The 24684-nt window shown below is 70.8% G+C and carries 26 protein-coding genes; 10 read left to right on the top strand and 16 right to left on the bottom strand.

Going from position 1 to position 24684, the window contains the following annotated elements; all coding sequences use genetic code 11:
* Window positions 1–167: 167 nt before the first annotated feature.
* Window positions 168–542, top strand: a complete 375-nt coding sequence (locus tag BLT36_RS17920; RefSeq protein ID WP_092097182.1) for a PH domain-containing protein — start codon at window positions 168–170, stop codon at window positions 540–542.
* A 248-nt stretch (window positions 543–790) separates the two neighbouring features.
* Here the strand turns inward: BLT36_RS17920 and BLT36_RS17915 are convergent, their stop codons facing one another.
* The 3 genes from BLT36_RS17915 to BLT36_RS17905 form a co-directional block, all read right to left on the bottom strand.
* Entirely contained in the window at window positions 791–1465 is a 675-nt protein-coding gene (locus tag BLT36_RS17915) for a GOLPH3/VPS74 family protein (protein ID WP_092097181.1), read from the bottom strand.
* A 92-nt stretch (window positions 1466–1557) separates the two neighbouring features.
* On the bottom strand, window positions 1558–2361 hold the full coding sequence (locus tag BLT36_RS17910) for a glucose 1-dehydrogenase (RefSeq protein ID WP_092097179.1): 804 nt from the start codon (window positions 2359–2361) through the stop codon (window positions 1558–1560).
* 123 nt (window positions 2362–2484) lie between these two features.
* Complete coding sequence (locus tag BLT36_RS17905) at window positions 2485–3318, bottom strand: HNH endonuclease family protein (RefSeq protein ID WP_092097342.1); 834 nt, start codon at window positions 3316–3318, stop codon at window positions 2485–2487.
* Window positions 3319–3472: 154 nt separating this feature from the next.
* Between BLT36_RS17905 and BLT36_RS17900 the strand changes: the two genes are divergently transcribed.
* Window positions 3473–4252 (top strand): aldo/keto reductase, encoded by a 780-nt coding sequence (locus tag BLT36_RS17900; RefSeq protein ID WP_217638333.1) that lies wholly within the window; start codon window positions 3473–3475, stop codon window positions 4250–4252.
* Window positions 4253–4425: 173 nt separating this feature from the next.
* Here BLT36_RS17900 and BLT36_RS17895 read toward each other — a convergent pair whose 3' ends face one another.
* Window positions 4426–7869 (bottom strand): DEAD/DEAH box helicase, encoded by a 3444-nt coding sequence (locus BLT36_RS17895; protein WP_175529713.1) that lies wholly within the window; start codon window positions 7867–7869, stop codon window positions 4426–4428.
* A 66-nt stretch (window positions 7870–7935) separates the two neighbouring features.
* Here BLT36_RS17895 and BLT36_RS17890 point away from each other — a divergent pair, with 66 nt between their 5' ends.
* Window positions 7936–8241: a hypothetical protein gene (locus tag BLT36_RS17890; RefSeq protein ID WP_092097176.1), complete on the top strand. Its 306-nt coding sequence runs from the start codon at window positions 7936–7938 to the stop codon at window positions 8239–8241.
* Window positions 8242–8347: 106 nt separating this feature from the next.
* The gene (locus BLT36_RS17885) at window positions 8348–8797 is read left to right on the top strand and encodes a BLUF domain-containing protein (protein ID WP_254787731.1); all 450 of its coding nucleotides are present in this window, start codon (window positions 8348–8350) and stop codon (window positions 8795–8797) included.
* 52 nt (window positions 8798–8849) lie between these two features.
* Here BLT36_RS17885 and BLT36_RS17880 read toward each other — a convergent pair whose 3' ends face one another.
* The gene (locus BLT36_RS17880; RefSeq protein WP_092097337.1) at window positions 8850–10280 is read right to left on the bottom strand and encodes an amino acid permease; all 1431 of its coding nucleotides are present in this window, start codon (window positions 10278–10280) and stop codon (window positions 8850–8852) included.
* Between the two features lie 221 nt (window positions 10281–10501).
* Between BLT36_RS17880 and BLT36_RS17875 the strand changes: the two genes are divergently transcribed.
* The gene (locus BLT36_RS17875; protein WP_254787730.1) at window positions 10502–10984 is read left to right on the top strand and encodes a DUF427 domain-containing protein; all 483 of its coding nucleotides are present in this window, start codon (window positions 10502–10504) and stop codon (window positions 10982–10984) included.
* A 128-nt stretch (window positions 10985–11112) separates the two neighbouring features.
* On the opposite strand, the gene BLT36_RS17870 is transcribed toward BLT36_RS17875, so the two are convergent.
* Entirely contained in the window at window positions 11113–11448 is a 336-nt protein-coding gene (locus tag BLT36_RS17870) for a hypothetical protein (protein WP_092097173.1), read from the bottom strand.
* Between the two features lie 85 nt (window positions 11449–11533).
* On the opposite strand from BLT36_RS17870, the gene BLT36_RS17865 reads away from it, so the two are divergent.
* From BLT36_RS17865 to BLT36_RS17855, 3 genes are all read left to right on the top strand, one after another.
* Window positions 11534–11908 carry a DoxX family protein gene (locus BLT36_RS17865; protein ID WP_092097172.1) on the top strand — a complete coding sequence of 125 codons (375 nt, stop codon included), beginning with the start codon at window positions 11534–11536 and terminating at the stop codon, window positions 11906–11908.
* The gene (locus BLT36_RS19080; protein ID WP_368086387.1) at window positions 11905–12423 is read left to right on the top strand and encodes a DUF6264 family protein; all 519 of its coding nucleotides are present in this window, start codon (window positions 11905–11907) and stop codon (window positions 12421–12423) included. Before BLT36_RS17865 ends, BLT36_RS19080 begins: the two co-directional genes overlap by 4 nt.
* A gap of 93 nt (window positions 12424–12516) precedes the next feature.
* The gene (locus tag BLT36_RS17855; RefSeq protein ID WP_139166516.1) at window positions 12517–12969 is read left to right on the top strand and encodes a hypothetical protein; all 453 of its coding nucleotides are present in this window, start codon (window positions 12517–12519) and stop codon (window positions 12967–12969) included.
* A gap of 38 nt (window positions 12970–13007) precedes the next feature.
* On the opposite strand, the gene BLT36_RS17850 is transcribed toward BLT36_RS17855, so the two are convergent.
* Window positions 13008–13628: a hypothetical protein gene (locus BLT36_RS17850; protein ID WP_092097167.1), complete on the bottom strand. Its 621-nt coding sequence runs from the start codon at window positions 13626–13628 to the stop codon at window positions 13008–13010.
* Between the two features lie 112 nt (window positions 13629–13740).
* Complete coding sequence (locus BLT36_RS17845) at window positions 13741–15204, bottom strand: APC family permease (RefSeq protein ID WP_092097166.1); 1464 nt, start codon at window positions 15202–15204, stop codon at window positions 13741–13743.
* A 175-nt stretch (window positions 15205–15379) separates the two neighbouring features.
* On the opposite strand from BLT36_RS17845, the gene BLT36_RS17840 reads away from it, so the two are divergent.
* The gene (locus tag BLT36_RS17840; protein WP_092097164.1) at window positions 15380–15808 is read left to right on the top strand and encodes a DUF6892 domain-containing protein; all 429 of its coding nucleotides are present in this window, start codon (window positions 15380–15382) and stop codon (window positions 15806–15808) included.
* 49 nt (window positions 15809–15857) lie between these two features.
* On the opposite strand, the gene BLT36_RS17835 is transcribed toward BLT36_RS17840, so the two are convergent.
* From BLT36_RS17835 to BLT36_RS17825, 3 genes are read right to left on the bottom strand one after another with little or no spacing between them, the layout of a single operon-like run.
* Window positions 15858–16469 carry a uracil-DNA glycosylase gene (locus tag BLT36_RS17835; RefSeq protein ID WP_092097163.1) on the bottom strand — a complete coding sequence of 204 codons (612 nt, stop codon included), beginning with the start codon at window positions 16467–16469 and terminating at the stop codon, window positions 15858–15860.
* Window positions 16466–17668, bottom strand: coding sequence for a glycosyltransferase (locus tag BLT36_RS17830; protein ID WP_092097161.1), 1203 nt, complete (start codon window positions 17666–17668; stop codon window positions 16466–16468). Before BLT36_RS17830 ends, BLT36_RS17835 begins: the two co-directional genes overlap by 4 nt.
* 9 nt (window positions 17669–17677) lie before the next feature.
* Window positions 17678–18514, bottom strand: a complete 837-nt coding sequence (locus BLT36_RS17825; protein WP_092097159.1) for a DUF429 domain-containing protein — start codon at window positions 18512–18514, stop codon at window positions 17678–17680.
* Window positions 18515–18684: 170 nt separating this feature from the next.
* Here BLT36_RS17825 and ligD point away from each other — a divergent pair, with 170 nt between their 5' ends.
* Window positions 18685–19704 carry a non-homologous end-joining DNA ligase gene (gene ligD, locus BLT36_RS17820; protein WP_092097157.1) on the top strand — a complete coding sequence of 340 codons (1020 nt, stop codon included), beginning with the start codon at window positions 18685–18687 and terminating at the stop codon, window positions 19702–19704.
* Here the strand turns inward: ligD and BLT36_RS18870 are convergent.
* The 5 genes from BLT36_RS18870 to BLT36_RS17800 form a co-directional block, all read right to left on the bottom strand.
* Window positions 19701–19844, bottom strand: coding sequence for a hypothetical protein (locus BLT36_RS18870; protein WP_175529712.1), 144 nt, complete (start codon window positions 19842–19844; stop codon window positions 19701–19703). The genes ligD and BLT36_RS18870 overlap by 4 nt on opposite strands.
* 127 nt (window positions 19845–19971) lie before the next feature.
* The gene (locus BLT36_RS17815) at window positions 19972–21015 is read right to left on the bottom strand and encodes an ATP-dependent DNA ligase (protein ID WP_092097156.1); all 1044 of its coding nucleotides are present in this window, start codon (window positions 21013–21015) and stop codon (window positions 19972–19974) included.
* A 40-nt stretch (window positions 21016–21055) separates the two neighbouring features.
* A complete protein-coding gene (locus tag BLT36_RS17810; RefSeq protein ID WP_092097154.1) occupies window positions 21056–22702 on the bottom strand; it encodes an extracellular solute-binding protein in 1647 nt (548 codons plus the stop codon).
* Between the two features lie 4 nt (window positions 22703–22706).
* Window positions 22707–23633: a carbohydrate ABC transporter permease gene (locus BLT36_RS17805; RefSeq protein WP_092097152.1), complete on the bottom strand. Its 927-nt coding sequence runs from the start codon at window positions 23631–23633 to the stop codon at window positions 22707–22709.
* Window positions 23630–24637 (bottom strand): ABC transporter permease, encoded by a 1008-nt coding sequence (locus BLT36_RS17800; protein ID WP_092097151.1) that lies wholly within the window; start codon window positions 24635–24637, stop codon window positions 23630–23632. Before BLT36_RS17800 ends, BLT36_RS17805 begins: the two co-directional genes overlap by 4 nt.
* Window positions 24638–24684: the final 47 nt, after the last annotated feature.

Raw genomic sequence — 24684 nt, 5'->3', positions numbered from 1 at the left:
CGGTGGGGACCAATCGCGTGGTCCTGGTCCACCGAGGGGCATCGTCGTCTCCCGTTCGTCTCCGTACGACCGCACCAGCTTGCCCCGACCCGCGGACATGAGCGAACCCCAGAACTGGGTGCACGCGAATCCGCTGCCCTGCTCCTCCCCGTCGCTACGATCGCGCCGTGATCGACTTCAACAACGGTTCCCTGTTCAAGCTCGCCCAGTGCGACCCGGCCGAAATCGTGCCGCAGATCTCAGGGCTCCTGCTCGAAGGCGAGGCGGTCCTCGTCGCGGCGAAGACCATCCGCGACTTCGTCGTCTTCACCGACAAGCGCATCATCGCGGTGAACGTGCAGGGCATCACCGGCAAGAAGCGTGACTTCAGCTCTCTGCCGTACAGCAAAGTGCAGGCGTTCTCCGTCGAGACCGCCGGGACGTTCGACCTCGATGCCGAGCTCGAGCTGTGGTTCAGCGGTCTCGGCAAGGTCCGGTTCGAATTCAAGGGCCGCTTCGACATCACCTACCTCGGCCGGCTCATCGGGCACCACGTGCTCTGAACCGGTCGGCGGCGAAGGGCGACTGGCCCAACCTGATCGACCGACCGTGGCCCGTCCGACCACTCAGATGGGTGCGTTGTCCGCGGCGTCCACCGGGCGGCCCCGCAGGGATCGCCGAACGTGCATTTTGCGAGTTGTCCGATCTCGACCGGATTCCCCGGAGTTGGCGGTCCGGATCCGCCAGGAAACGGAACGAACCTGCCCCGGCAGGCGGCGTGCGATCGCCGATCCGTGGCCGGCCGGACCGATCAGCTCGTCGATGTCGCTGCAGCGGTCGTCGCCACCATGGCCCCGGCCATCACCGCCGCGGACTGGATGTCGGTCAGGACGGCACGGACCGCAGGGGACGCCCACTCGCCCTCGCTGATCGACCGGACGACGGACTTGTCGACCCGGCCGAACTGGTCCCGCAGCGTGTTCGTCGCATCCAGCAGGCCGACCAGCGCCGCCAGGTACGGACTGGGTTGGATACGCTGCGCGAGCACGTCGGCGATGCCGGCTCGGACGAGCGACTCGGGACCGCCGTCGCGTTCCGGGTGGCGGGTCGTGGTGAACAGCACGAGGGTGGTGCGCTGTTCCTCGGTGATGATGTCGCGTTGCACGAGCCCGGCCAGCACCGCGTCGCGGAGCGGGCGCTTCCCGAGTCGCTGCACCCACCACTTCGCCTTCCGCGGCGTGCCGGAGACCGAGAACACCGAGCGCACCTGCTCGAGCACGCCGTCGAGGGCGGCGTCGCCTGTGGGCGTGCCGGTCGCGATCCCGACACGGCCGCCCTCGAGCGTGATCGCTCCGCGGAGCGCGAGGTCCGCCAGCGCGGCCCCGGCGAGCCCGAGGTCGAGGCGCTGGCCGTCGGTGCTGCGACGACCGTCGGGTGCGATCTGGAGCAACGCGAAAGCCTGCGGGATGGTCAGCAACTCAGCCATGTCCGCAGACTGCCACGCGTGGCGGAGGTGCGCCGCGCCTCCAGGGCGATGCCCAGCGCGCGTCGAGGTCGCACGCACGCCGGGTGGCGGACTCAGTACGCGGCCGACTGCCCGCCGTCGATCGGCACGACGGTCGCGTTGACGTACGACGCGTCGTCGGACAGCAGGAACGCGACGACGGCAGCGATCTCGGGGGCCTCGCCGTAGCGCTTCGTGGGGTTCACCTGGATGAACTCCTCGGCGGCCTTGCGGGGGTTCTCGGGGTCGAGCTGCTTCATCGAGTTCTCGACCATCGGCGTCCAGATCGCACCCGGCGCGATGGCGTTGATGCGGATGCCGTACCGGCCGTACTCGACGGCCGAGTTGCGGGTGAGTCCGACGACACCGTGCTTCGCCGCTGCGTAGCCGGACTGGTTGCCGATGCCGCGGATGCCGCCGACGCTCGCAGTGTTGACGACCATTCCGGAGCCCTGCTCGCGCATGATCCCGAGGACCTTCTCGAGCCCGAGGAACACGCCGCGCAGGTTGATCGCGACGACCTTGTCGAACTCGGCCGCGGTGAACGACTCGGTGGGGTTCTGCTTGCCCTCGATGCCGGCGTTGTTGAAGAAGCCGTCGATCCGGCCGAATCGGTCGACGGTCGCAGCGACGTACGCCTCGACCTGGGCCTCGTCGGACACGTCGGCGACGGTGGTGAGCACCTGCGCGTCGGGGGCAGCGTCGAGGACGGCGGCCTTCGATGCCTCGAGGCCGTCGGCGGACACGTCGACGAGGGACAGCGCGGCACCCTCGGTCGCGAGGCGGACGGCGGTCGCGCGGCCGAGGCCGGAGCCGCCGCCGGTGATGAGGACGACGCGGTCGGTGAAGCGAGCGCTGACTGTGCTGGTTCCGGGCATGGGGGAGGCCTCCTGAGGTCTTCGACGGTGAAGGGCTCGGGGTCCCGCGAATGGGGCGGCGAGTCCGACCGATGCATTCGCATCGACCACACTTACGCTACACCTGTTGTCCAGGGCGACGGGTCAGCAGCCGTTCAGGATCCGGAGCATCGCGTCGCGCTCGGCCGGTGCGACCCACAGCCGGTACCTCGACTTCACCGCCACCTGGTGCTCGATGTAGGTACAGCGGAACGCCGTGTTCGCGGGCAGCCAGGTCGCGGCGTCCCCGGAGCGCTTCTGCGCGTTCGAGTGCCCGTCCACGGCGAAGAGGTTCTCGGGGTCGTTCGCCAGCGCCTCGCGGTCGGCCAGGGACAGCTGCTGCGCCCCGGTCCTCCAGGCGTTCTCGAGCGCGACGACGTGGTCGATCTGCACGAGCGTCGAGGTCGTGTTCCCACGGACGAAGTCGATCGTCGCCCCCGTGTACGGCGACACGAGCGTGCCCGTCAGGACCGTGCACGGGCCCTGCCGGGTGATGGTGGAGAGGTCGCGTGCGAGCACGTCGTTGCGGGTGTCGCACCCGTTCCGGTCGACGTCGAGCCAGGCGGTGCCGAAGTCCCCGGTGCGGTCGTACCCGGTGGCCGGCGCCTTGCCCTTCACCGGCAGCGCAGCGAGCTGCGCACGAGCCGCCTGCGCGGCACCTCCGTCGGTGCCGGTGCCGGTGCCGGTGCCGGTGCCGGTCGCGGTGTCGGCACCGGTCGCGGTCGGACTGGAGGCGCCACTCGACTCCGGTGCGGTGGGTTCCGTCGTGATGGTGGGCTCGTCCGTCAGGGCTGACGTGGTGCCGGGAGCCGCCGGTGCAGCGTCGGCGTCGCTCCCGATGACCCCGGTGGTGTGGAGGGCGTAGCCGCCGACCGCGAGGGCGAGGGCGACGATGACGGACGTGAGGGTGGTGCGGGTGCGGCGTCGGCTGGACGTCATGCTCTGGTGGTGCTCCTGGTGGTGCGTGCTGGTCGGACTCCCGATCCTGGCGGACACCACGGACATCGCCGACGACCACGGCGGTGGGTCGGGGAGGCGGGGGAGGGCCTGCCTCGCTCTGAGCCCGGCACGGCCGAGGGCGTAGACACGGAGCATGACCGATTACGCCAATCCGTCCGTGTCCGTCACCGGTGGATCGATGCCGCTCCTGGGCTTCGGCACCTGGCAGATCCCGGACTCCGACGCACCCGCAGCGGTGGGCTCGGCACTCGAAGCCGGCTACCGCCACATCGACACCGCCACCGGCTACCGCAACCAGCGAGGGGTGGGGAAGGCGATCGCCGACTCCGGGCTCGCCCGCGACGACGTCTTCGTCACGACGAAGCTCCCGCCGGACAACGCCGACCGCGTTCGGGAGACCATCGAGGAGAGCCTCGACCAGCTCGGGCTCGACCACCTCGACCTCTGGCTCGTGCACTGGCCGCCGAACGGCGAGGCCCGCCCCGACGTCTGGGAGCAGGTCGTGCAGGCGCAGGCGGACGGGCTGACCCGTGCCGTCGGCGTCAGCAACTACTCGCTTGCCCAGATCGACGAGCTCGTCTCCGCGACCGGCGCCACCCCGGCCGTGAACCAGATCAAGTGGAGCCCGGTCGAGTTCGACGCGGCGATCGCCTCGGGGCTGTCCGAGCGCGGGGTCGTCCTCGAGGGCTACAGCCCGTTCAAGGCGAGCAACCTCGAGGACCCGACCCTGGTCGAGATCGCTTCGGCTCACGACGCCGACGCTGCCCAGGTCATCGTCGCGTGGCACGTGGCGCACGAGTTCGTGGTCATCCCGAAGTCGTCGAACCCGGAGCGCATCCGGTCGAACGCCGCCGGCGCGCGCCTCGAGCTGACCCCGGACGAGGTCACTCGGATCGACGCGCTCGGGCACTGACCCGCCGCGCGCTGACCGCCGCGCGCTGTCCGCCGCGTGCTGGGCGCTCGCGCGCTGACCGCCGCACAACCGAAGTCACGCCGAACCGCGCAATCCCGTGGTTCGGCGTGACTTTGGTTGTCGGGGCGCACCGCACGGGGCCAGCCGCGCCGCACGAGGCCAGCAGCACGCCCCTACGTAAGGAGCGAGCGGATGTCCTCGGACGTCAGGTCGTCGGCGAACAGGGCGTCGTCGTCGATCATCGTGGCGAACAGCTCGGCCTTCTTCGCCGCGAGCGCGAGGACCTTCTCCTCGATGGTGTCCTCCGCGATGAACCGCTGCACGTTCACGGACCGGGTCTGCCCGATGCGGTGCGTCCGGTCGACGGCCTGGTTCTCGGCCGCGGGGTTCCACCACGGGTCGAGCACGAACACGGTGTCCGCCTCGGTCAGGGTGAGGCCGAACCCGCCGGCCTTCAACGAGATGAGGAACGCCGGAGCGGTGCCGTTCCGGAAGCGCTCGATGACCTGCGGGCGGCGACGCGTGGAGCCGTCGAGGTACTCGTACCCGATGCCCCGGTCGTCGAGGGCGGTGGCGACCATCCGGAGGAACGACGTGAACTGGCTGAACACCAGGGCGCGGCGGCCCTCGGCGGCGAGCTGTTCGAGTTCGTCGAGCAGCAGCTCGAGCTTCGCGGACGGCACCGGCGCGGTACCCGCCGAGCCCGAGCCCGAGCCCGAACCCGACCCCGAGTCCGAATCGGGCGCAGCGTCCGTCGCCACCAGTGCCGGCGACAGCGCGAGCATCCGCAGCAGTGTCAGCGACCGGAACACGATCATCCGGTTCCGGGCGAGGTCGTCGATGAGGTCGAGGACCTTCAGGCGCTCCCGGTTGAGCGTTCGTTCGTAGAGGGCACGGTGCGCCGGGTCGAGCGTCACCCGGACGACCTGCTCCTGCTTCGGCGGCAGGTCGGCGGCGACACTCTCCTTCGTCCGCCGCAGCATCAGCGGACGGATCCGACGCCGGAGCCGCGCGGTGAGCTCCTGGCGCGCCGGACCCCGGAGGTCGGGCGAGGCGAGCGGCTTCACGTAGTCGTCGCCGAACCGCGACCAGGACGACAGCAGCCCTGGCGCGACGATGTGGAACAGCGCCCAGAGGTCCGTCAACCCGTTCTCGAGCGGCGTCCCCGTGATCGCGAACTTCACCGGCGCGCGCAGGTCCACGGCGGCGCGGTGGGTCTGCGACTGCGGGTTCTTCACGAACTGCGCCTCGTCGAGCACGAGCGCCGACCACCCCAGGTCGGTGTACGCCCGGGCATCGAGCCGGAGCAGCGCGTACGAGGTCACGAGCACGTCGGACGAGGCGGCTGCCCGGGCCACGAGCCCGGGGTCCTTCAGGGACGTCGAGGTCAGCGTCGTCACCCGGAGCGACGGCGTGAACCGTGCGGCTTCGGACGCCCAGTTGCCCACGACCGAGGTCGGCGCGACGACGAGGAACGGCGCACCCTCCGGCGACGACTCCTTCGCTGCCGCGATCATCGCGAGCACCTGCAGGGTCTTGCCGAGGCCCATGTCGTCGGCGAGCACACCGCCGATCCCGTGCGTGCGCAGGAACGACAGCCACGCGTACCCGGCGTGCTGGTACGGCCGGAGCTCCGCGTGCACGGTCGCCGGCACGGGGACGTCACCCGGCGGAGTCGCCCCGAGCAACCCGGACGCGATCGCCTGCCACCGCTCGTCGTGCTCGGTCTCGTCGGCGAGCTGGTCGAACTCGGACCACAGCCCGGCCTGCAACGGCGTGACCGTCATCGGCTGGTCGGGTTCCCACTCGTCGAGCTCGCGGGCCTCCTCGATGAGCCCCTTCAACCGGTCGAAGGCCGGATCGCCGAGGGACAGGTACGAGTTGTCGATGAGCTTCATCCGCCGGTCCCGCTTCGCCAACGCGCGGAGCAGCGGCGTGAACGGCACCTGCTTGCCGTTCACCGTGACGAAGATGCCGAGGTCGAACCAGTCGTGCTTCTCGGACGGCATCGTCGTCACGGTGATGTGCGGTCGTCCGGTCAACCGTTCGTAGTCGACGCGCTCGCCCTGGACGACCGTGCGGACACCGTGACCGGGCAGCTGCGGCAGCAGCTCGTTCGCGAAGACCGCGACGTCGGCGCCGTCGACGGTGCCGTCCTCGAACCACGCGAGTCCACCCCCGGGGCCTGGAGGAACGTGGCTGCTCGCGTCGTCGGCCGCCGGTTCCAGGGTGGCCGGGTCGTCCGTGGCGCGTTCCGGCGTGGCCGGGTCGTCGGCGGCCGGTTCCGGCGCGGCCGGGTCGTCGGCGGCGCGCAGTCCCGACAGGTCGGGGAGCGGTCCGTGCAGTGCGACCGGGTCCTTCCGGCCGTCGACGTGCCAGCGCCACTGCAGGTGCACGCGGTCGTCCGTCCGCGGAGCCCGCGCCGGCTCGAACGTCGCGGTGAGCACGAGCTCCGGCGGGGTGCGCTCCGGCAGCTCGATCGAGCCGTCCGAGCTGACCAGACCGAGCGCCCCGCGGAGCCTCGGCGACCAGTCCGCCAGGAACTCGTCGACCTCGGCCGCGGGCACCGTGATCCGTTCGCCGTCGACGAGCATGCGGCGCTGGTCCTCGGGCACCGGACCGGGAGTGGGGGCGAACACGACGTGGAACTCGGGGCTCTCGCGGAACCCGTAGACGCCGTGGTCGCCGATCATCCGTGCGGCTCCCTCGGCGACCGGTCGGCCGTCGAGCACCGCGCTCGCGCCGAGGACGAGCCCGTCCTCGTGCCGAGCGGCATCGAGGAGCACCCGTGCCTCGGCCCCGAGGACGGCACCGCCCTCGCGCTTGCCGGTGACGAACGCGATCCCGAGCGAGGGGGCCTGGGTGAGCAACGGCCAGAGCAGGGGACTGCCGAAGTCGTCGAGGTGGATCCAGTCGGCCTCGCCCGGGAGCCCCGCGAGCTGGCCGGCCCGGTGCAGCGCCGCGAACTGCACGAACCAGCCGTGCTGCTCGGGGGACAGCCCGAGCCGGTTCATCGAGTACGGGAGCGTGCCCCACGTCAGCTGCCCGCGGACCCAGTTGCCCGCGCCGCTCTTCGTCACCGGGCGGACGCCGAGCCGCACCGACCGCGAGGCCGTCGGCAGCGCACGGCCCGCCGCACGCGCGCGGGACGCGAGCCGGGCGGAGACCGCGTCACGCAACTCGAACTGCAGACCCATCGGCGTGCCCTGCGGCCCGGCCACCTGCTCGTCGTCGCCGGCGAGTCGGGCGAGGTCGTGCCTCCAGTCCGAAACGGGCGGAGCCGGCGCTTCCGGACGTGGGCCGGCCGCGGCGGCCAGGGCGCGGGCGTTGATGGTGAGGAGCGCGGCGGCGACGTGCTTGCAGTCGCCGCCGAGGGGACAGCTGCACGTGCTGCGGACCGGGCGGACGAACTCGCCGCGAGCCGCTGTGGTCTCGATGCGGACGTCGTACGGGTCGTCGGCGGAGCCGGAGACGGTCGCGGTGACGATGCCCGCGTCGTCGTCCCACGTGGCGTACTCGACCAGGCCGGCGCGCACGATGTCGCGCGCACGGCCGAAGGCCTGCGGCCCCACGAAACGGATGACGTCGACGGCGTCGATCATCGGGGCGGCGGGCACGGGTCCATCGTGCCAGCACCGGCCGACAGCGGCGGACTCCACCCGCCACGCAGCCATACTGGGAGGGTGACGACACTGCGAGGAGAACTGCGCTCGACCGCCACCCAGGAGTCCGAGGGCAGCGGGGACAACATCGAGGAAGCCCGCCAAGCGGCGATCGCGGCGCTCGACCTCACCGGGTTCGAGCTGCAGCAGGTCAACGCGCTCACGAGCAAGGCCACCGGCGAGACGACGGTCCGCGCCGTCGCCCGGGCCACCGAGACGCGGCCGCACGAGGCGACGGGTCGGAACTACGAAGAAGCGCTGCAGGCGTTCCGCGCGTCGATCCCCGAGGGCTGGCAGGCGCAGAACATGCGCGAGATCCGCGAGTAGCGATGCCCTCCGCCGGTGAGCCGCCACGCGCACCGGCCCGTTCTGGGGGCGTCGGAGGCTTCCGCCAGCAGGCAGGATCGATGTCGGTCAGCACGGAAGGAACGGCATGCTGCAGTCACTGGTCTACATGAGCTCCGCGTCGGAGCCCTTCGACGACGACGCCCTCGAGGCGGTCCTCGAACACGCCCGCGCGCGGAACACCGCCGACGGGCTCACCGGACTGCTCGTCCACCGCGCCGGACGCTTCATGCAGCTGCTCGAAGGACCGTACGACGCCGTGCTCGCGACCTACGCCCGGATCGTCGCGGACGACCGCCACGAGGAGGTCCGCCTGCTCGTCGAGGAGTCGATCCACACGCGGCGCTTCCCGGAGTGGTCGATGGCGTACGACCGCGACTCCGACGGCGCCGACGTGCCCGAGGGGTTCAGCGAGTTCCTGTCCGCGGGCGACTCGAGCGCGGACTCGAGCCGGTCGCGGGAACTGCTGCGGTGGTTCCGGAACCACCCGATGGCGGACCCGACGGCCGCGAAGGGCAAGCACCGCCGAGAGGCGTAGGGGGTCCGCGCCCGCTGCGTTGCTCCCGGGGCCGTCCGGTGTGCTCGCCGGGTCAGCGGCCGATCGGCTTGCCGGTCGCCTCACCGGTCGCGAGCTTGCTGTGCTTCCGGGAGTAGCCGAAGTACACGCCGAGGCCGATCGCGAACCACACCGCGAAGCGGACCCAGGTCTCCCACTGCAGGAAGGTGACGAGCCAGAGCGAGGCGATGACACCGATGATCGGGATCACGGGCATGAACGGCAGCCGGAACTGGCGGTCCAGGTCGGGCTGGCGGTAGCGGAGCACGATCACCGCGGAGCAGACCACGACGAACGCGAGCAGGATGCCGATGTTCGTCAGTTCGGCGACGACGCCGATGGGCAGCACGCCCGCGAGGATCGCCGACGCGATGCCGAGGATCCACGTGACCCGGGTCGGGACGTGGCGCTTCGGGTCGGTCTTCGCGAACCACTTCGGCATCAGGCCGTCCCGGCTCATCGAGAACCAGACGCGGCTCGCACCGAGCATGAACGTCACGAGGACGGTGACGATGCCGACGATGGCGCCGATCGCGATGACGTTCGCGACGCCGCCGAGGCCGACCGAGGCAAAGGCCGACGAGAAGCCCGACGCGGGGTCGATGTCGGTGTACTTCTGCATCCCGGTGAGCACCAGCGTCGCGAGGACGTACAGGACCATCGAGATGCCGAGTGACAGCAGGATCGCCTTCGGCATGTGCTTCCGGGCGTCGGTGGACTCCTCGGCCGCGGTGGACATGGCGTCGTAGCCGAACACGGCGAAGAACACCGTCGCGGCACCGGTCATCACACCGCCGAAGCCGAACGGGAAGTACGGCGAGTAGTTGGCGCTGTTGATGTGGAACACGCCGAGCACCACGATGAGCACCACGAGTGCCACCTTGATGCCGACGGCGACGAACTCGAAGCGCGCGGCGCTCCGGATGCCGCGGGTGAGGACGAACGCGGTGAGCAGGCAGAGCAGGATCGCGAAGACGTCGATGACGTGCCCGTCACCGGTGCCCGGGGCGCCGAGCATCCAGGCGGGCAGGTCGATGCCGAACTGGCCGACGAGGAACCCGACGTAGCCGGAGATGCCGATCGCGACCACCGCCACGATCGCGGTGTACTCGAGGAGCAGGTCCCAGCCGATGAACCAGCCGACGATCTCGCCGAGGACCGCGTAGCCGTACGTGTACGCGCTGCCCGCCTTGGGGATGAGGCCGGCGAACTCGGCGTACGACAGGGCGGCGGCGGCGCTGGCGACACCGGCGACCAGGAAGCTGATCAGGACCGCGGGCCCGGCGACCCCGTGGGCGACGGTGCCGGCGAGGGTGAAGATGCCCGCGCCGATGATGCCGCCGATGCCGATCGCGGTCAGCTGCCAGAGGCCGAGGTGCCGTTTCAGGCCGTCCTCGCCGCCGGTCTCGTCGTCGATCGTCTCGATCGGCTTCCGTCGGAACAGGGTGCGTGTCGTCGTCGTCACGCGTTCACTCTGCACCCTGAGCGGGTGCTGTGCTCGCTCTCGGGGCTCGCGGGGCTCGCGGGGGTCGGGGGCGCGCCGGGCGGGCCCGAGTCTCGGGGTGAGCGACCGATCTCGCGACCCAGCGCCCGAGAACTGTCGCCCAGGCCGAGTCTCGGGTCACGGGGTCTCGGGACGGCGAGCAGAACCGCAGCCTGACGGGGTAGACGTGACCCATGCGACGAGTGACCCGAACCGAACCCGGCCCCGGACAGGAGTCCGTGTGGGACTACCCGCGGCCGCCAGCTGTCGAACCGGTGCACGAGCGGGTGGTCGTACGGCTCGGTGGGACCGTGATCGCGGACACGACGGACGCGGTGCGGGTCCTCGAGACCTCCCACCCGCCGGTGTACTACCTGCCGATGGCGGACCTCGAGCTCCGGCCGGCCGACGGGTCGAGCATGTGCGAGTTCAAGGGACGCGCACGGTACTTCGACGTCGTGGGCGGGGACGGGGTGGTCGCGAGCCGCGCGGCGTGGAACTACCCGACGCCCGAGCCGGGGTACGAGACGCTGCGGAACCGGGTGGCGATCTACCCGTCTGCGATGGACTCGTGCGAGGTCGGCGGCGAGGTCGTGGAGGCGCAGGAGGGCGACTTCTACGGGGGATGGATCACGTCGAAGGTGGTCGGGCCGTTCAAGGGCGGGGCGGGCACGCTCGGCTGGTGAGGGCACGGCCGGGACGGTCGCGGTCGCACGGTGCCGCCTTCGTCACTCAGTTCGACGTCGGCGTCCTCGTGCGACGCTACGACCTCGCACCGAGCGGTCAACCGTTGCCTCCGGCCGAACCGCCCCCGTCACCGCCACGCGTACGGCGACCAGAACGGCGGCGGGAACGCCCCGCCCGTCACGATGACGAGCAGCTGCCAGACGAGCATCACGAGCCCGAGTGCCCCGATCACGATCCCGATCCACGACCACACCCGCACCGCGCGCTGCCGGTACCGCGCGATCGCCAGGGCCCGCCACCCGCTGACGATGCAGAGCACGCCGAACGCCGCGCCGAGCAGGACGTGTCGTCCCATCGAGGCCGCCGGCACGATGATCCCCATGTAGAACGCGATCGGGCCGAGCAGCACGGCGAAGGTCGCGGGAGCGGCGGCTGGCTCGTGGTCCCGCGTGGCTGCTCCCATGCGTCTGAACCTACCGAGGGGAACGGGAGGTGTCCGTTCTGGGCGGGTCCGGACCGCACCCGTGTCGGGCGGGCACGATGGGTGCATGCGTTCCTTCCTCCGCGTCCTGCTCGGTCTCGCCCTGGTCTTCGCCGGCACGAGCCACCTCACCTTCGCCCGGAAGGACTTCCGCGCGCAGGTGCCGGAGTTCGTCCCGCTCGACGAGGACACGACGGTGCTCGCCTCCGGGGTCGCCGAGATCGCGCTCGGCAGCGCCCTGGTGCTCGCGCCGCAGCGGAGCCGTCGGTTCGTCGGCAACGTGGTGGCGTTCTTCTTCGTCGCGGTGTTCCCGGGGAACATCTCGCAGTGGTTGAACCGGCGTGATGCGTTCGGTCTCGACTCGGACGTGAAGCGCATCGGGCGCCTGTTCGGGCAGCCGCTGCTGGTCGCTGCGTCGCTCTGGTCGACACGAGGGCGGTGAGTCCGGTGGGTGCGCGAGCCAGGACCGGCGTCGGTTCGCCGGCCGGTGCGGACCCGCTGGGGTCCGGTCCCGCGTCGAGCGGGGATCCGCTCGGGTCCGGTCGGGCGGCAGGTGCGGATCCGCTGGGGTCCGGTCCGGCGGCGTTCGGCCGGGAGGCGCGGCATCCCCTGGCAGGCGGCCGTCGCGTCGCCGACGTGGTCGCGACCACGGCGCTGTTGGTCCTGTTGGCCGCCGAGTCGGTGGTCGCCGGGGGCGGGATCGTGTTCCTGTCGCTCGCGTTCAGCTCGTGCGGGGCGCCCGGCAACAGCTGCGACGAGACGCTCGGCGGCGCGGTGGTGTACGTCGGCCCGGTGCTCGTGGCGGTGGTGCTCGTCGCGACGCTGGTCGTCTGCGTGCTGCGGCTCGTCCGGCGGAAGCTGACCTGGCCGTTCGCGCTGGTGGGCATCGCGGCCGTGGTGGCGGTGTTCTTCGGGGCGATCCTGCTGGTGGACAGCGCGATCACGCACGGCATCTGAGGTCGTTCCTCCACAGGGGCCTTCGTGCGCTCGGGGTTCCACAGATCCCGGTCCGGCCCGTTCCCAGGACCCGTGCCCCGCGAGGCTGGAGGCATGCCAGACAACGACATGCTCGACCGCCTCATCCACACCGCTGTCCGCACGGACGACGACGTCGTGGACCTCGTCACCGCGCTCCTCGAACGTCCGATCACCCGGCAGTGCTGGGTGCTGTTCCTCGACGAACGCGCCGTCCCGATCTCCTTCGTGATGCCGATCTCCGACCTGCCGTGGCAACCCGACGAGCACGTCGAGGACTTCGCGGCGCTCGCGGCGGACGTCGTGCAGCAGCTCGCCGCGGCCGAGGTCGTGCTCGTGTGGGAGCGCCCGGGGGAGTCCCGGCTGTTCCCGGTCGACTGGGAGTGGGTGGACGCCTGCGAGTGCGCCTTCCGCGAGCAGGGCATCCGGATCCGGGCGCAGGTCGCCGCGCACACCGGCGGGATCGCCATCGTGTCGCTCGACGAGCCGGGCGAGGTCCAGGACGGGCCGTTCGCCCTGGCGTCGTGAGCGCGCGGTGCCCCGGGGTGGCGTGCGGAGCGGTTCGCTCAGCCCTGCGGTGCGGTGTCCGGGACGGTCTCGCCGGTGAGGCCCTCGACGACGGCCTTCGCCTCCGGCCAGAACTTCGCGTAGTGGTCGGGGTCCGAGTTGATCTGCACCGCGTGCGCCATCTGCGTCGGGGTCATCGTCTTCCAGCCGGGCACCTTCACGAGCTTCGCGTAGAACATCGACGCCGCCGTGTACGGGTCCATGCGCTGCTCGTACGTGCCCCACGCGCCGTTGTCCCGCTGCTGGAAGAGCCCGCGGCTGTCGGGGCCGGCGGCGTCACCGTGGTCGAGGTTCACCAGGCTGGACTCGCCGATCGCCGTCATCACCCCGACCGCCTGGGTGTGCGGTCCGATGCCGAGCGCCTGGGCGGCCTCGATGACGTAGGCGGCGTTGACGAGACGGTCCTGGCAGAACCCGGCGACCGGGCCCGCCGGGACGGCGATGCCACCGATCGTCTTCGTCGCGACGTCCGGGCACGTGGGCACGACCTCGGCCGTGGCGGACTTCGCGGCCCCCGACAGGGAGTTCACCGCGATGACGATGACCACGATGACGCCGATGCCGATCGCGACGACGCCCGCGCCGAACACCGACGCGAGCGTGATGCCGACGCGGCGCATGGCGGGTCCTCTCGGGCGGGGCGGGTCAGGCGGAGCACGAAGAGGCTACGTGCGCCGCCTGGGAACCGCACCCGCCCGATCGGGGGTGTCGCCACGCGGGTGAGCAGCCGGGTCAGACGTCCCGGTGCTCGTGCTCGTGCACGTTCGGACGCTGGACCTTCGTCGGTTCGGTGACGAGTCCGGTCGGCGCCTTCTCGGTCTGCTTCCGACCGTGGGTGAACCACGTCACGATCCAGAGCAGGATGCCGAGGGCGAGCAGGGCACCGGCGATCTGGTACTGCTGCGGGTCACGTCCGGACGAGAAGGGCAGGACGAGCCAGAGGCAGGTGACGACGCCGATGACGGGCACGATCACACCGGCACGGAAGTGCTTGTGGTCGACCTTGTCGCGGCGCAGGACGAGCACCGACAGGTTCACGACGGCGAACACCGACAGCAGCAGGAGTGAGGTCGTGCCGCCGAGGACGACGACGATCGGGGAGTCCGGGTCCAGCGAGACCCAGCCGATGAGCAGCAGGGAGATGAAGGTCGTGAAGACGATCGCGGTGGACGGGGTGCGGCGAGCCGGGGACACCCGCGCCAGGAACCCGGGCAGGACGCCCTGCTTGCTCATGCCGTACAGCAGGCGCGACGCCATCATCATGTTGATCAGCGCGGTGTTGGCGACGGCGAACATCGAGATGAAGGGCAGCAGGTCGGCGATCGGGAAGTCCGGTGCCGCGGTCTGCACCACGGTGACGAGCGGCGTCTCGTTGCCCGCCAGCTCACCGATCGGCACGACGGCGACGGCGCAGATCGACACGAGCACGTAGATCACCGCGGTGATGCCGAGGCCGGTGAGCATGACCTTCGGGAAGATGCGGGAGGGGTCCTTCGTCTCCTCGGCCATGTTCACCGAGTCCTCGAACCCGACCATGGCGAAGAACGCCAGCGAGGTCGCGGTCGAGATGGAGAGCAGGAGCGACTTGTCCTCCGGGGTCTCGAACATCACGACCCGCGAGAAGTCCGCGTTGCCACCCGCGATCGCCCAGAAGCCGATGAGGATCACCATCACGAGCCCGCTCAACTCGACGAGGGTGAGCACCACGTTCGTCTTGACGCTCTCGCTGACACCGCGGAAGTTGATCGCCATCACGGCGAGCATGAAGCCCATCGCGATGAGCATGACCACGCCGTTCGGCAGCTCCAGACCGAAGCCCGCGCCGAGGTTTGCCGCGAACGCCCGGGACGCCGTGGACGCCGAGGTGATGCCCGAGCACATGACGATGAAGGTGACGATGAAGGTGATGAAGTGGATGCCGAACGCCTTGTGCACGTAGAGCGCGGCTCCGGCGGTCTGCGGGTACTTCGTCACGAGCTCGAGGTACGAGAACGCCGTCAGCAGGGCGACCGCGAAGGCGATGAGGAAGGGAAGCCACGCTGCTCCGCCCACCTCCGCCGCGACCTGACCCGTGAGGGCGTAGACGCCCGTGCCGAGGATGTCCCCGACGATGAACAGCAGCAGCAGCTTGGGGCCGATGACGCGCCGGAGCTCGGGCTGCTCCTGCTGTGCGCGCTCGGTGTTGGTGGTGGCCATGCGTCGACTCTGCCCGGGGGACAGCATTCTGTCCGCCTTCACAGGGTTCTCCCCGCTGATCGCAACACGGCCGTGCCCTGACGAAGCCGGCTGCGACACCGGCTGCGGAACCGGCTGCGACACCGACACCCGAGCACCCAGACGCGCCCGGGGTCGGACCGCTACGCTCCGAGCCATGTACGACGAGTCGAACACGACCGAAGAGCCCATCGAGTTCGCGGACTTCAACGCGAAGCTCCTCGTGCTCGACGTGCTCTGCTACGACCTCGACGTCCTCGAGCCGTACAACGGCGCCGCCGAGGACGAGAGCGACGAGGACCTCGACGTCGAGGGGCAGGACGATCGGGCACGCGAGTACTACGAGGACCTCGAACTCCTCCCGTCGCACCTGTCGCTCGTGACGGAGCTGACGGTGGACTCCGACCTCGAGGTCCTGCAGGACGTGCACCCCGGGTGGGACGGCTCCGACGACCGCTTCGACCCGCAGAACTGGGACGACCTGCTCGATCTGCCAGCCCTCACGACCGTGTACGCCGCCGCACCGCTGCCCGCCCACGTCACCGAGCGTCTCGCGGCGAAGGGCGTCGAGGTGCAGTCCGCCTGACGCCGGGTCGACGCTTCGCCGGGACGAACCCGCCCTGGTGAGCTGCCCGTCAGCCGCGGTTCAGCGCCAGCAGCTGCTCCGTGAACTGCCGCGCGCCGCCCTGCGCGGGGTGCCGCACCGCGATCGCGTCGATGCCCGCCAGCGCCAGCGCACCCTGCGCCTTCCGCCCGACGGCGACCACACGCACGGCGCCGCCGCTGCCCAGCGCCTCGAGGAGCGCGAGCGCGACCGGGGCGCCGTCCCGCACCTCCGACGGCCGCGGCGTCCGGTTCGTCAGCCGGTCCGGGGCCGCGAACGGGTGGTGCGGGAAGATCGCCCATGCCAGGGGGAGCGGGCCGCGCCACTCCGCCAGCGCTGCCTGCACCACACGGGACGATGCCTCCCACGGGGCGGTCGGCTCCGGCGGCACGAGGTACTCCGGCCCGAGCTCCCGCATGCTGGTGAACGGGACGCCGGTGTTGGTCATGCCGCGCCAGCCCGGGGCCTCGGCGACGAGCAGCGTGTCCGCACCTGACCCGACCGCGTCCAGGTAGCGACCGAGGTTCTCGCGCCGGAGCGTCCCCTCCGCCGACGCGGGGGAGTACAGCGCTTCGGCGTCGTCTGCGACGGGCACCGTGTCGAGTGCTGCCCAGAACCCGTCGAACCGCCGCGGACCGCTCACGAGCGACCGAGCACTCGGCGGTACACGTCCTCGAGTCCCGCGGCCGACCGCTCCCAGCTGAGCCGCTCGGCGTGCTCCCGCCCGGCGGCGGCGAGTCCCGCGGCGTACGCCGAGTCGGTCAGGATCCGCTCGATCTCCGCCGCCCACACCGTCGGTGACCGGGACTCGAGCACGACCCCGGTCTCCCCGTCGACGACGGCTTCCCGGAGGCCTCCGGTCGCCGCTGCGACGACGGGCACCCCGGACGCGGAACCCTCCAGCGCCACGAGCCCGTACGTCTCCGAGTGCGACGGCACCAGCACGGCTGCCGCGCCGCGGAACAGGATCGCCAGGTCGGCCCGCGACTGCGGACCGACGAACGTCACGCGGTCGGCGATGCCGTGCGCGGCCGCGAGCCGACGCAGTTCCTCCACGTAGTCGCCGGCCTCGCTCGAGGCGTCCCCGGCGATGACGAGGGTGGGGCGCGCCTCCAGGCTGATGCCGGCGATCGCCTCGATCGCGAGGTCCAGGCCCTTCAGCGGCTGGACGCGAGCCGCGGCGACCACGTAGGGGACGTCCGCGCGGCGCGCACCGGCGGTGGCGGGACGGAAGACGGAACCGTCGACCCCGGGCAGGACGATCCAGATGCGGGCGTCGTCGCCGCCCAGGCGCGTGCGCACGGTGGAGGCCTCGGCCTCGGACACCACGACGACGGCGTCGGAGTCCCGCGCGAGCATGCGCTCGCCGGCCATCCGACCCGCGGACTCGGGGCGCTCGCCCTCGGACAGTGGCGTGTCCGAGTCGGCGGCGATCGAGTGGAAGGACTGCACGTGGGGGATGCCGCGCTCGCGTGCGACGGGCAACGCCGCGGCGCCGGAGAACCAGTGGTGCGAGTGCAGCACGTCGAACGGACCGAGGTGCTCCAGCTCGCGCCGGAACGGCTCGATGAACGCGTCGTGCTCGCCCTTCGGCACCGGTTCGGCCGGCCCGGCGGACAGGAACCGCAGGCACACGCCGGGGACGAGCGACACCGAGTCCGGCTGCGTCGGCGACGAGCGGCGCGTGATGATGTCGACGTGGTGGCCGCGGTCGGCGAGGGCCTCGGCCTGGTGGCGGACGACGACGTTCATGCCGCCGACCTCGCCGGAGCCGGGTTCGTCGCCGGGGGAGGTGTGCAGCGACACCAGCCCGATGCGCAGGGGTTCGGTGGTGGTGCTCACCGGTCAAGACTAGCCGCGCGGCCTCCGCTGCGACGGGCGCGCGGGCGCCACCACGACGGGCTTCCGGCCCGCCTCGTCCAGCGGGTCTGCCGGGAGGCCCGGATCACCTCCCAGGATCTGCACGCGGTCGTCGCCGTGCCGGTCCCAGAACGCCGCCGTCCAGGCGCAGAGCGCGCCGTCGAGCAGATCCTCCCGGTGCTTGTGCGTCGGCCCGTGGATCCCGGAGGGCTCGGCGAGCCCAGCGGTCAGCGGGTGCGAGTCGAGGCGCAGCGGCGGGTCGAGCGGCGTCCCGCGCAGCCGTCGCACGAGCTCGTCGAAGGCCTCGGCGCGACGTGCCCGGGCCTCCGCTGCCGGCAGCTGCAGGTCGAGGCGCTTGTACCGGGGCCGTTCGACGTCGTACCCGAACTCCTCGACCCCGACGAGCGTCGTGTACGGGTAGCACTCGAACGCCGTCGGTCCGGACCGGGCGTGCATCGCCGCGGTGTCCGAGACGTACCCGACGCCCAGGTCCGTCAGCCGGTCGAGCAGGCGGGCGCCGGCGCTCGCCGCGGAGGCCAGGTTCGTCGGGTTCGCCGCGACCTTCCACCTGCCGTAGCGCTGCCCGACCTGGCGTTCGGCTTCGCGGATGCCGGTCGGGTTCGTCACGACGAGGGAGGCGTCGACCGCGATGAGGGAGCGCGGGCCGAGGTGCTCGGTGATCCAGGCCGTGACGGCGTCGACTCCGCGGGCCCACCCCGCATCGGTGATCGTGCCGTCGGTGTCCATCGCCACGAGGCCGGTCTCGTTCGCGGGCTTCCGCTCCGAGCCGAGTCCCCACGCCAGGTCCACTCCGAGGTACGCCGTCACGCTCCCATCGTGCCCGTCTCCCTCTCGCAAAACACCGGTGCTCGTCCGCCGAACCCCCGCATGTGCGTGTGTGACCGACGAACACCGGTGTTCAGCGGCCGGGGGACCGTCCGCGGCCGGGGTTCGACCGTCTGCGGCCGGGACCCGACCGTGCGTGTAGGTTCCGCTGCATGGCGAGCGAAGCGACGGTGCTGACGGTGCCCGGGACCGACGGCGACCGCGAGGTCCGGATCAGCAGCCCCTCCCGTGTGCTCTGGCCGGAGCCCGGGATCACGAAGCTCGACCTCGCCGAGTACCTCGTCACCGTGGGTGACGCCTTCGTCCGCGCGAACGGGGACCGCCCGATCTCACTGCAGCGGTTCCCCGGCGGTGTGGACGGCGAGCAGTTCTTCTCGAAGAACCCACCGAAGGGTGCGCCCGAGTACGTCCGCGCCGTGACGGTGACCTACCCGAGCGCCCGCAGCCACCCGCAGCTGGTCATCGACGAGCCGGCGGTGGCGGTGTGGGCGGCGCAGATGAACACCGTGGTGTTCCACCCGTGGGCGTCCCGTGCGGAGGACAGCGACCACCCGGACCAGCTCCGGATCGACCTCGACCCGCAGCCCGGCACCGACTTCCACGACACCGTCCCGATCGCGCACGAGCTCCGGAAGGTGCTGGCCGAAGTCGGCCTGACGGCGTGGATCAAGACGAGCGGCAACCGCGGCCTGCACGTGTTCGCGCCGGTCCGGCCCGAGCACGAGTTCCTCGACGTCCGGCACGCCGTGATCGCCGCCGCACGGGAACTCGAGCGACGGATGCCGGACCGGGTGACCACGGCGTGGTGGAAGGAGGAGCGCGGGCAGCGCGTGTTCGTCGACTTCAACCAGGCGAACCGCGACCGGACGATGGCGGGCGCCTACAGCCCCCGCGCCCTGCCGCACGCCGCCGTGTCGACGCCGATCGCCTGGGAGGAACTCGACGGCGCAGACCCGACCGCGTTCACGATCCGGACCGTTCCCGGTCGACTCGCGGCGACGGGCGACCCGTGGGAGTCGATGGGGGAGGACCCGGGCACGATCGCGCCGCTGCTCGAGTGGTGGGAGCGGGACCTCGCGAACGGCGAAGGCGAGTTGCCGTTCCCGCCGGACTTCCCGAAGATGCCGGGTGAGCCGCCGCGCGTGCAACCGTCCCGCGCGAAGAAGGCCTAAGCCGCCTGCGTTTCCTCGCCGACGAGCTTCGGCTGGACGACGCGGGTGGTCTGCGTCGGGAGCGTCACGCTCGCCGTGTGCAGCCGCGTGAGCCGCGACCAGGTCCCGCGGTGAGCGTCGCTGATGCCGTCGATGACCATGTCCCACTCCGATCTGTCCTGGACGGCGACCTCGCCGTTCCCCCTTGCGTGTCACCAGCCTCCCACGGGATAACTAGTTCGACTAACTACTTTGATCATATGAGCGCTGAACGGACAGCACAAGCGATCAGCTGAGGACGTCTCGAAGGTCGTAGGCCGTCGGGACCTCGAGCTGCTCGAAGCCGCACGACCGTGCCTCGCGGTCCGGCCGCCACCGCTCGAACTGCACGGTGTGCCGGAAACGGTCGCCCTCCATCTGGTCGTACCGGACCTCGAGCACGCGCTCCGGCGCCAGCCGGACGAACGACGTGTCGCGACCCGACGAGAACCGCGAGCGTTCCCCCGCACCGGTGACGGGCCTCCCGTCCGCATCCCGGAGCACCACCGGGTCGAGCTCCTCGATCAACTGGACCCGTCGCTTGTCGGAGAAGGCGGACACGCCGCCCACCTGCCGCAGCTCCCCGTCGTCGCCGTACAGACCCACCAGCAGCGATCCGACACCGGTGCCGCTCTTGTGGATCCGGTACCCGATCGCGACGACGTCCGCGGTGCGGTGGTGCTTCACCTTGAGCATCGAGCGCTTGTTCGGCTCGTACGGCTTCGCGCGCGGCTTCGCGACCACGCCGTCGAGTCCGGCGCCCTCGAACGTGGTGAGCCATTCGCGAGCGAGGTCGACGTCGAGCGTCGTGCGCGTGACGAACAGGGGATCGGTGAGGTCGCCCGCGAGGGTCTCGAGGCGCTCCCGCCGCTCGTCGAACGGCCGGTCCGTGAGGTCGTCCCCGTCGACGGCGAGCAGGTCGAAGGCGACGAACTGCGCCGGTGTCTCGACGCTGAGCGTCGCGATCCGCGAGGCCGCCGGGTGGATCCGTTGCGACAACGCCTCCCAGTCGAGCCGCTCGGCGCCGGGGTCGCCAGCCCGGAGGATCACCTCGCCGTCGAGCACCACCGGGTGGTCCCGCCCGCCGAACTGCGCGCGGAAGGCCTCGACCAGCTCCGGGAAGTACCGGGTGAGCGGCTTGGCGCCGCGGCTGCCGATCTCGACGTCGTCGCCGTCGATCGTCACGATGCCGCGGAAGCCGTCCCACTTCGGCTCGTACCGCAGGCCGCCCGTGACGCTGTCGGGTTCGGGGACGGTGGCGACGGCCTTGGCGAGCATCGGTGCGATCTCCATGCAGCCTGTCTACTCGCGTGGCCGGTCCGCCCCTCGTTCGTCACGACGACCGCGCCGCGAGGGCCTCCTCGTACTCGTGTCGCTGCGCGTCGCCACCGCGCTGGCGCCATTGCTTGACCACGGACGGCCAGTCCGAGACCCGTGTGCGACCGAGCAGTACGTTGTTGACCGCGTCCGTCGTCCACGCCGTCAGGGCGGCCCCCTTCACCGACTTGGTGGAGGAGTACAGCCCGTACGTCGGATCGGCCACACCGTCGTCGAGCCACGACGCGAGGGACTCGTAGACCTTGTCGGTCATCCCCGGGTTCCCGACGTAGTACAGCGGGAGCGGCCCTTCGGTGAAGTACTGCACCGGGAACTCGCCGAGCGCGGTCTCGCTGTTCCCGGTCTTCGTGAGCACCGGCGCACCGTCGCGGTACTCGAAGTCACGGCCCTCGATGCCGAACTTGCGGTACATCCACGCCTCGGTGCCGAACGGGGAGGCGCACCAGTCCATGATGCGGAGGAGCATCCGGACCCGCTCCTCGGACCCCGCGGCGATCGCCGTGATGGTGTTGATCGGGTTGCCCAGCCACGGCTTCGCGGTCTTCCCCGCCGGTCCGACGAACGGCGCGATGCGCACGTCGAAACCGGTGCCGGGAGTCGCTTGTTGCAGCAGACCCGGGACGGCGCTGTAGGTGTCCTGCAGCATCACGGCGGACCCCTGCACGAACCAGACCTTGCCGTTGAAGGCCGAGATGCTGTCCGGGTGCACCAGGTCCTCCGCGATCAGCTTGCGCTGCAGCTCGAGCATGTCCTGGTAGCCGTCGACCTCGTACATGCTCGTGAAACGGCCCGCGGACTCCTGCCACTGGTTGGGCAGCCCGAGCATCGACGCGATGACGTTCGGGGGCGCGCCCGCCAGCGCCCACCGGTTCGCGTCGGCGTCGGTGACCTGTCGGCAGAGCTGCAGGAACTCGTCCACGCTCGAGAAGGACGGATCGACCCCGAGGCGCTCGAACAGGTCGTTCCGCTGGTAGAGCACGCTCGACGCGAGCGGACCCCGGGGGACGGGGAGCGCGTAGATCGCGCCGGAGTAGACCGTTCCCTTCCAGGACGCCGTCGGGATGTTCGCGAGGTACGGGTAGTCCCGCACCGCGCTCCCGGACAGGTACGGCGTGAGGTCCGCGGCCTTCGCCTCGAGGAACTGCGGCAGGTACGAGAACGCCCCCGAGATGGTGAACACGTCGCCGAGGGCGTTCCCGGCGACCTGCGTCGCGAACTTGCTGTCGAAGTCGGCACTCGGTGTGATCGTCAGCCCGAGCTCCACGCCCATCCGCTCGTCGAGCCCCTGCCAGTAGGGGTTGTTCGCCTTGGCGGGCGGGATCGGGGAACTCGTCGGGACACTGCCGTGCACAGCGGAGCCGTCGCCTGGCTTGCCCCGGGTGGGCACGAGTCGGTCCGGGATCTTCCGGAAGGCGCTCGGCATCAGGGCGCTGGTCTTCGGCAGGACCGGTTCCGGTCCGCCGGTCCACGGGACGTAGTCCGGGAGCCGGACGGCCTTGTTGATGGCCTGCACATCGGTGGAGCGCGTCACGGTGGAGCAGCTGGCCAGGAGGCCCGTGGCAGCGGCACCGAGTCCGCCTGCGATGAGCGCGCGGCGGCTGAAGGGCGTTGCCAGACCCTGGCCTGTCGTGGTGCGGTTCATGGGTTCAGCCCTTCACGGCGCCGGTCAGGACACCCTTGGCGAAGTGTCGCTGCAGGAACGGGTAGACGATGAGGATCGGCACGATCGAGACGACGAGGATCGCCATCTGGATCGACGCCTGCGGCGGGAGCGCGTCCGAGGACGTGCCGAGGTCGGCGCCGCCGAGCTGCGTGTTGTTGATCACGTAGGTGCGGAGCACGAGCTGCAGCGGCCACTTCGCGGTGTCGTTGATGTAGAGCAGCGCGTTGAAGAACGCGTTCCAGTAGCCCACGGCGTAGAAGAGCCCGATCACGGCGAGGACCGCCTTCGACAGCGGGAGCACGATCCGCCAGAACACCGCGAAGTCGCCGGCGCCGTCGATGCGAGCCGACTCGATGAGCTCTTTCGGGATCGCCATGAAGAACGACCGCATCACGATGACGTTGAACGCGCTGAGGGCGGTCGGCAGGATGAGCGCCCAGTACGAGTCGAGCAGTCCGAACTGCTTGACCACGAGGTAGTTCGGGATCAGACCGGGAGCGAACAGCAGGCTGACGAGGACGAGGCTCAGCACGAACCCGGACCCGTAGGAGCCCGGACGGCTCAGTGCGTAGGCGAGCATCGCGCTCACGAACAGGCTGATGAGCGTCCCGACGACCGTGATCCCGATGCTGACGAGCATCGCGCGGGTGACGACGCCACCGGCGAAGATGCTCTCGTACGCTCCGAAGTCCAGGCCCTTCGGCCACATCACGAACCCGCCGGCGTCGTTCACCTGGGCGACGGGCGCGAGACTCGTGGACACGATGCCGACGAACGGCAGGATCACCACGAGGCAGATCACGAGCAGGACGAACCCGGTGAGCAGTCGTCCCGGCAGCGGCGGAGCGTCGAGGCCGCCGCGCTTCCGCTTCTTCGAGCCGGGGACGGTCATCGTGTGCGTGGCGGTCATCGTGCCTCCTTCTGGTAGACGCCCGCTTCACCGAAGACGTGCGCGAGCTTGTTGGCACCGAGGACGAGCAGGACGCCGACGACGCCCTTGACGAGCCCGACCGCGGCGGCGACGCCCCACTGCCCGCCGAGCACACCGTTGTTGTAGACGTAGGTGTCGAGGACCTCGCTGGCGGCGCGGCCGACGGCCTGCTGCTGCAGGAGGATCTGCTCGAAGCCGACGGTCAGGGAGTCGCCGAGCCGCAGGATGAGCAGCAGGATGATGATGCCGCGCATGCCGGGCAGGGTGACGTGCCAGAGTTGCCGCCAGCGGGAGGCGCCGTCCATCTTCGCCGCCTCGTACAGGCTGGCATCGATCGAGCTGAGGACCGCGAGGAACAGGATCGTCGCCCAACCGGTGTCCTTCCAGATCACCTGGCTGGTGAGCAGGGCGATGAACCCGTGTGGGTTGCCGAGGAAGTCGATCGCGTTCCCGCCCGCGGCACGGATCGCGTTGTTGACGAGCCCGGAGCCGCCGAGGATCTGCTGGAACACGGCGACGACGATGACCCAGGACAGGAAGTGCGGCAGGTAGAGCACCGACTGCACGACCCGCTTGATGCGCTCGGACAGCAGCGAGTTGAGCATCAGCGCGAGGATGATCGGCGCGGGGAAGACGAACACGACCTGCACGAGCGTGATGACGAGCGTGTTCCGCAGGGCGCCGAGGAACTCCGGGTCACCGTTGAACACGATGGCGAAGTTGTCGAAGCCGACCCACGGGCTCCGCCCGAGTGGCACGAACGGCAGGTACTCCTGGAACGCGATGAGGTTGCCGAGCAGCGGCAGGTACTGGAACGCGAGGAGCAGCGCCACCCCGGGCAGCCCCATGAACAGCAGCACCTTGTCACGGCGGATCCGCTGCCAGGTGCTCCGTCGACGGAGCCCGGGTTCGGGCGGCGGAGCAGCCCCGGGGGCGAGGCGTCCAGCTGGTGGGCGCCGGGTGTCTGCTGGTGCAGTGTTCATCGATCTCTCCTTTGAGACTCTGTGCGCTGCTGCGGTGCTGGCGGTGC

It is taken from the genome of Curtobacterium sp. UNCCL20 (assembly GCF_900101675.1).
Taxonomy (GTDB): domain Bacteria; phylum Actinomycetota; class Actinomycetes; order Actinomycetales; family Microbacteriaceae; genus Curtobacterium.
Note: the sequence above shows the minus strand (reverse complement) of the source record. Positions and strands in the feature narration are given on the sequence as shown.

Bases quoted from the DNA above. Each gene is read 5' to 3' on its own strand.
- BLT36_RS17855 (WP_139166516.1), top strand. From the start codon at position 12,517: ATGCCAGACAACGACATGCTCGACCGCCTCATCCACACCGCTGTCCGC.
- ligD (WP_092097157.1), top strand. From the start codon at position 18,685: ATGGCGAGCGAAGCGACGGTGCTGACGGTGCCCGGGACCGACGGCGAC.
- BLT36_RS17810 (WP_092097154.1), bottom strand. From the start codon at position 22,702: ATGAACCGCACCACGACAGGCCAGGGTCTGGCAACGCCCTTCAGCCGC.
- BLT36_RS17850 (WP_092097167.1), bottom strand. From the start codon at position 13,628: ATGCGCCGCGTCGGCATCACGCTCGCGTCGGTGTTCGGCGCGGGCGTC.
- BLT36_RS17905 (WP_092097342.1), bottom strand. From the start codon at position 3,318: ATGACGTCCAGCCGACGCCGCACCCGCACCACCCTCACGTCCGTCATC.
- BLT36_RS17800 (WP_092097151.1), bottom strand. From the start codon at position 24,637: ATGAACACTGCACCAGCAGACACCCGGCGCCCACCAGCTGGACGCCTC.
- BLT36_RS17845 (WP_092097166.1), bottom strand. From the start codon at position 15,204: ATGGCCACCACCAACACCGAGCGCGCACAGCAGGAGCAGCCCGAGCTC.
- BLT36_RS17840 (WP_092097164.1), top strand. From the start codon at position 15,380: ATGTACGACGAGTCGAACACGACCGAAGAGCCCATCGAGTTCGCGGAC.
- BLT36_RS17900 (WP_217638333.1), top strand. From the start codon at position 3,473: ATGACCGATTACGCCAATCCGTCCGTGTCCGTCACCGGTGGATCGATG.
- BLT36_RS17870 (WP_092097173.1), bottom strand. From the start codon at position 11,448: ATGGGAGCAGCCACGCGGGACCACGAGCCAGCCGCCGCTCCCGCGACC.
- BLT36_RS17915 (WP_092097181.1), bottom strand. From the start codon at position 1,465: ATGGCTGAGTTGCTGACCATCCCGCAGGCTTTCGCGTTGCTCCAGATC.
- BLT36_RS17910 (WP_092097179.1), bottom strand. From the start codon at position 2,361: ATGCCCGGAACCAGCACAGTCAGCGCTCGCTTCACCGACCGCGTCGTC.
- BLT36_RS18870 (WP_175529712.1), bottom strand. From the start codon at position 19,844: ATGGTCATCGACGGCATCAGCGACGCTCACCGCGGGACCTGGTCGCGG.
- BLT36_RS17805 (WP_092097152.1), bottom strand. From the start codon at position 23,633: ATGACCGCCACGCACACGATGACCGTCCCCGGCTCGAAGAAGCGGAAG.
- BLT36_RS17815 (WP_092097156.1), bottom strand. From the start codon at position 21,015: ATGGAGATCGCACCGATGCTCGCCAAGGCCGTCGCCACCGTCCCCGAA.
- BLT36_RS17865 (WP_092097172.1), top strand. From the start codon at position 11,534: ATGCGTTCCTTCCTCCGCGTCCTGCTCGGTCTCGCCCTGGTCTTCGCC.
- BLT36_RS17885 (WP_254787731.1), top strand. From the start codon at position 8,348: ATGCTGCAGTCACTGGTCTACATGAGCTCCGCGTCGGAGCCCTTCGAC.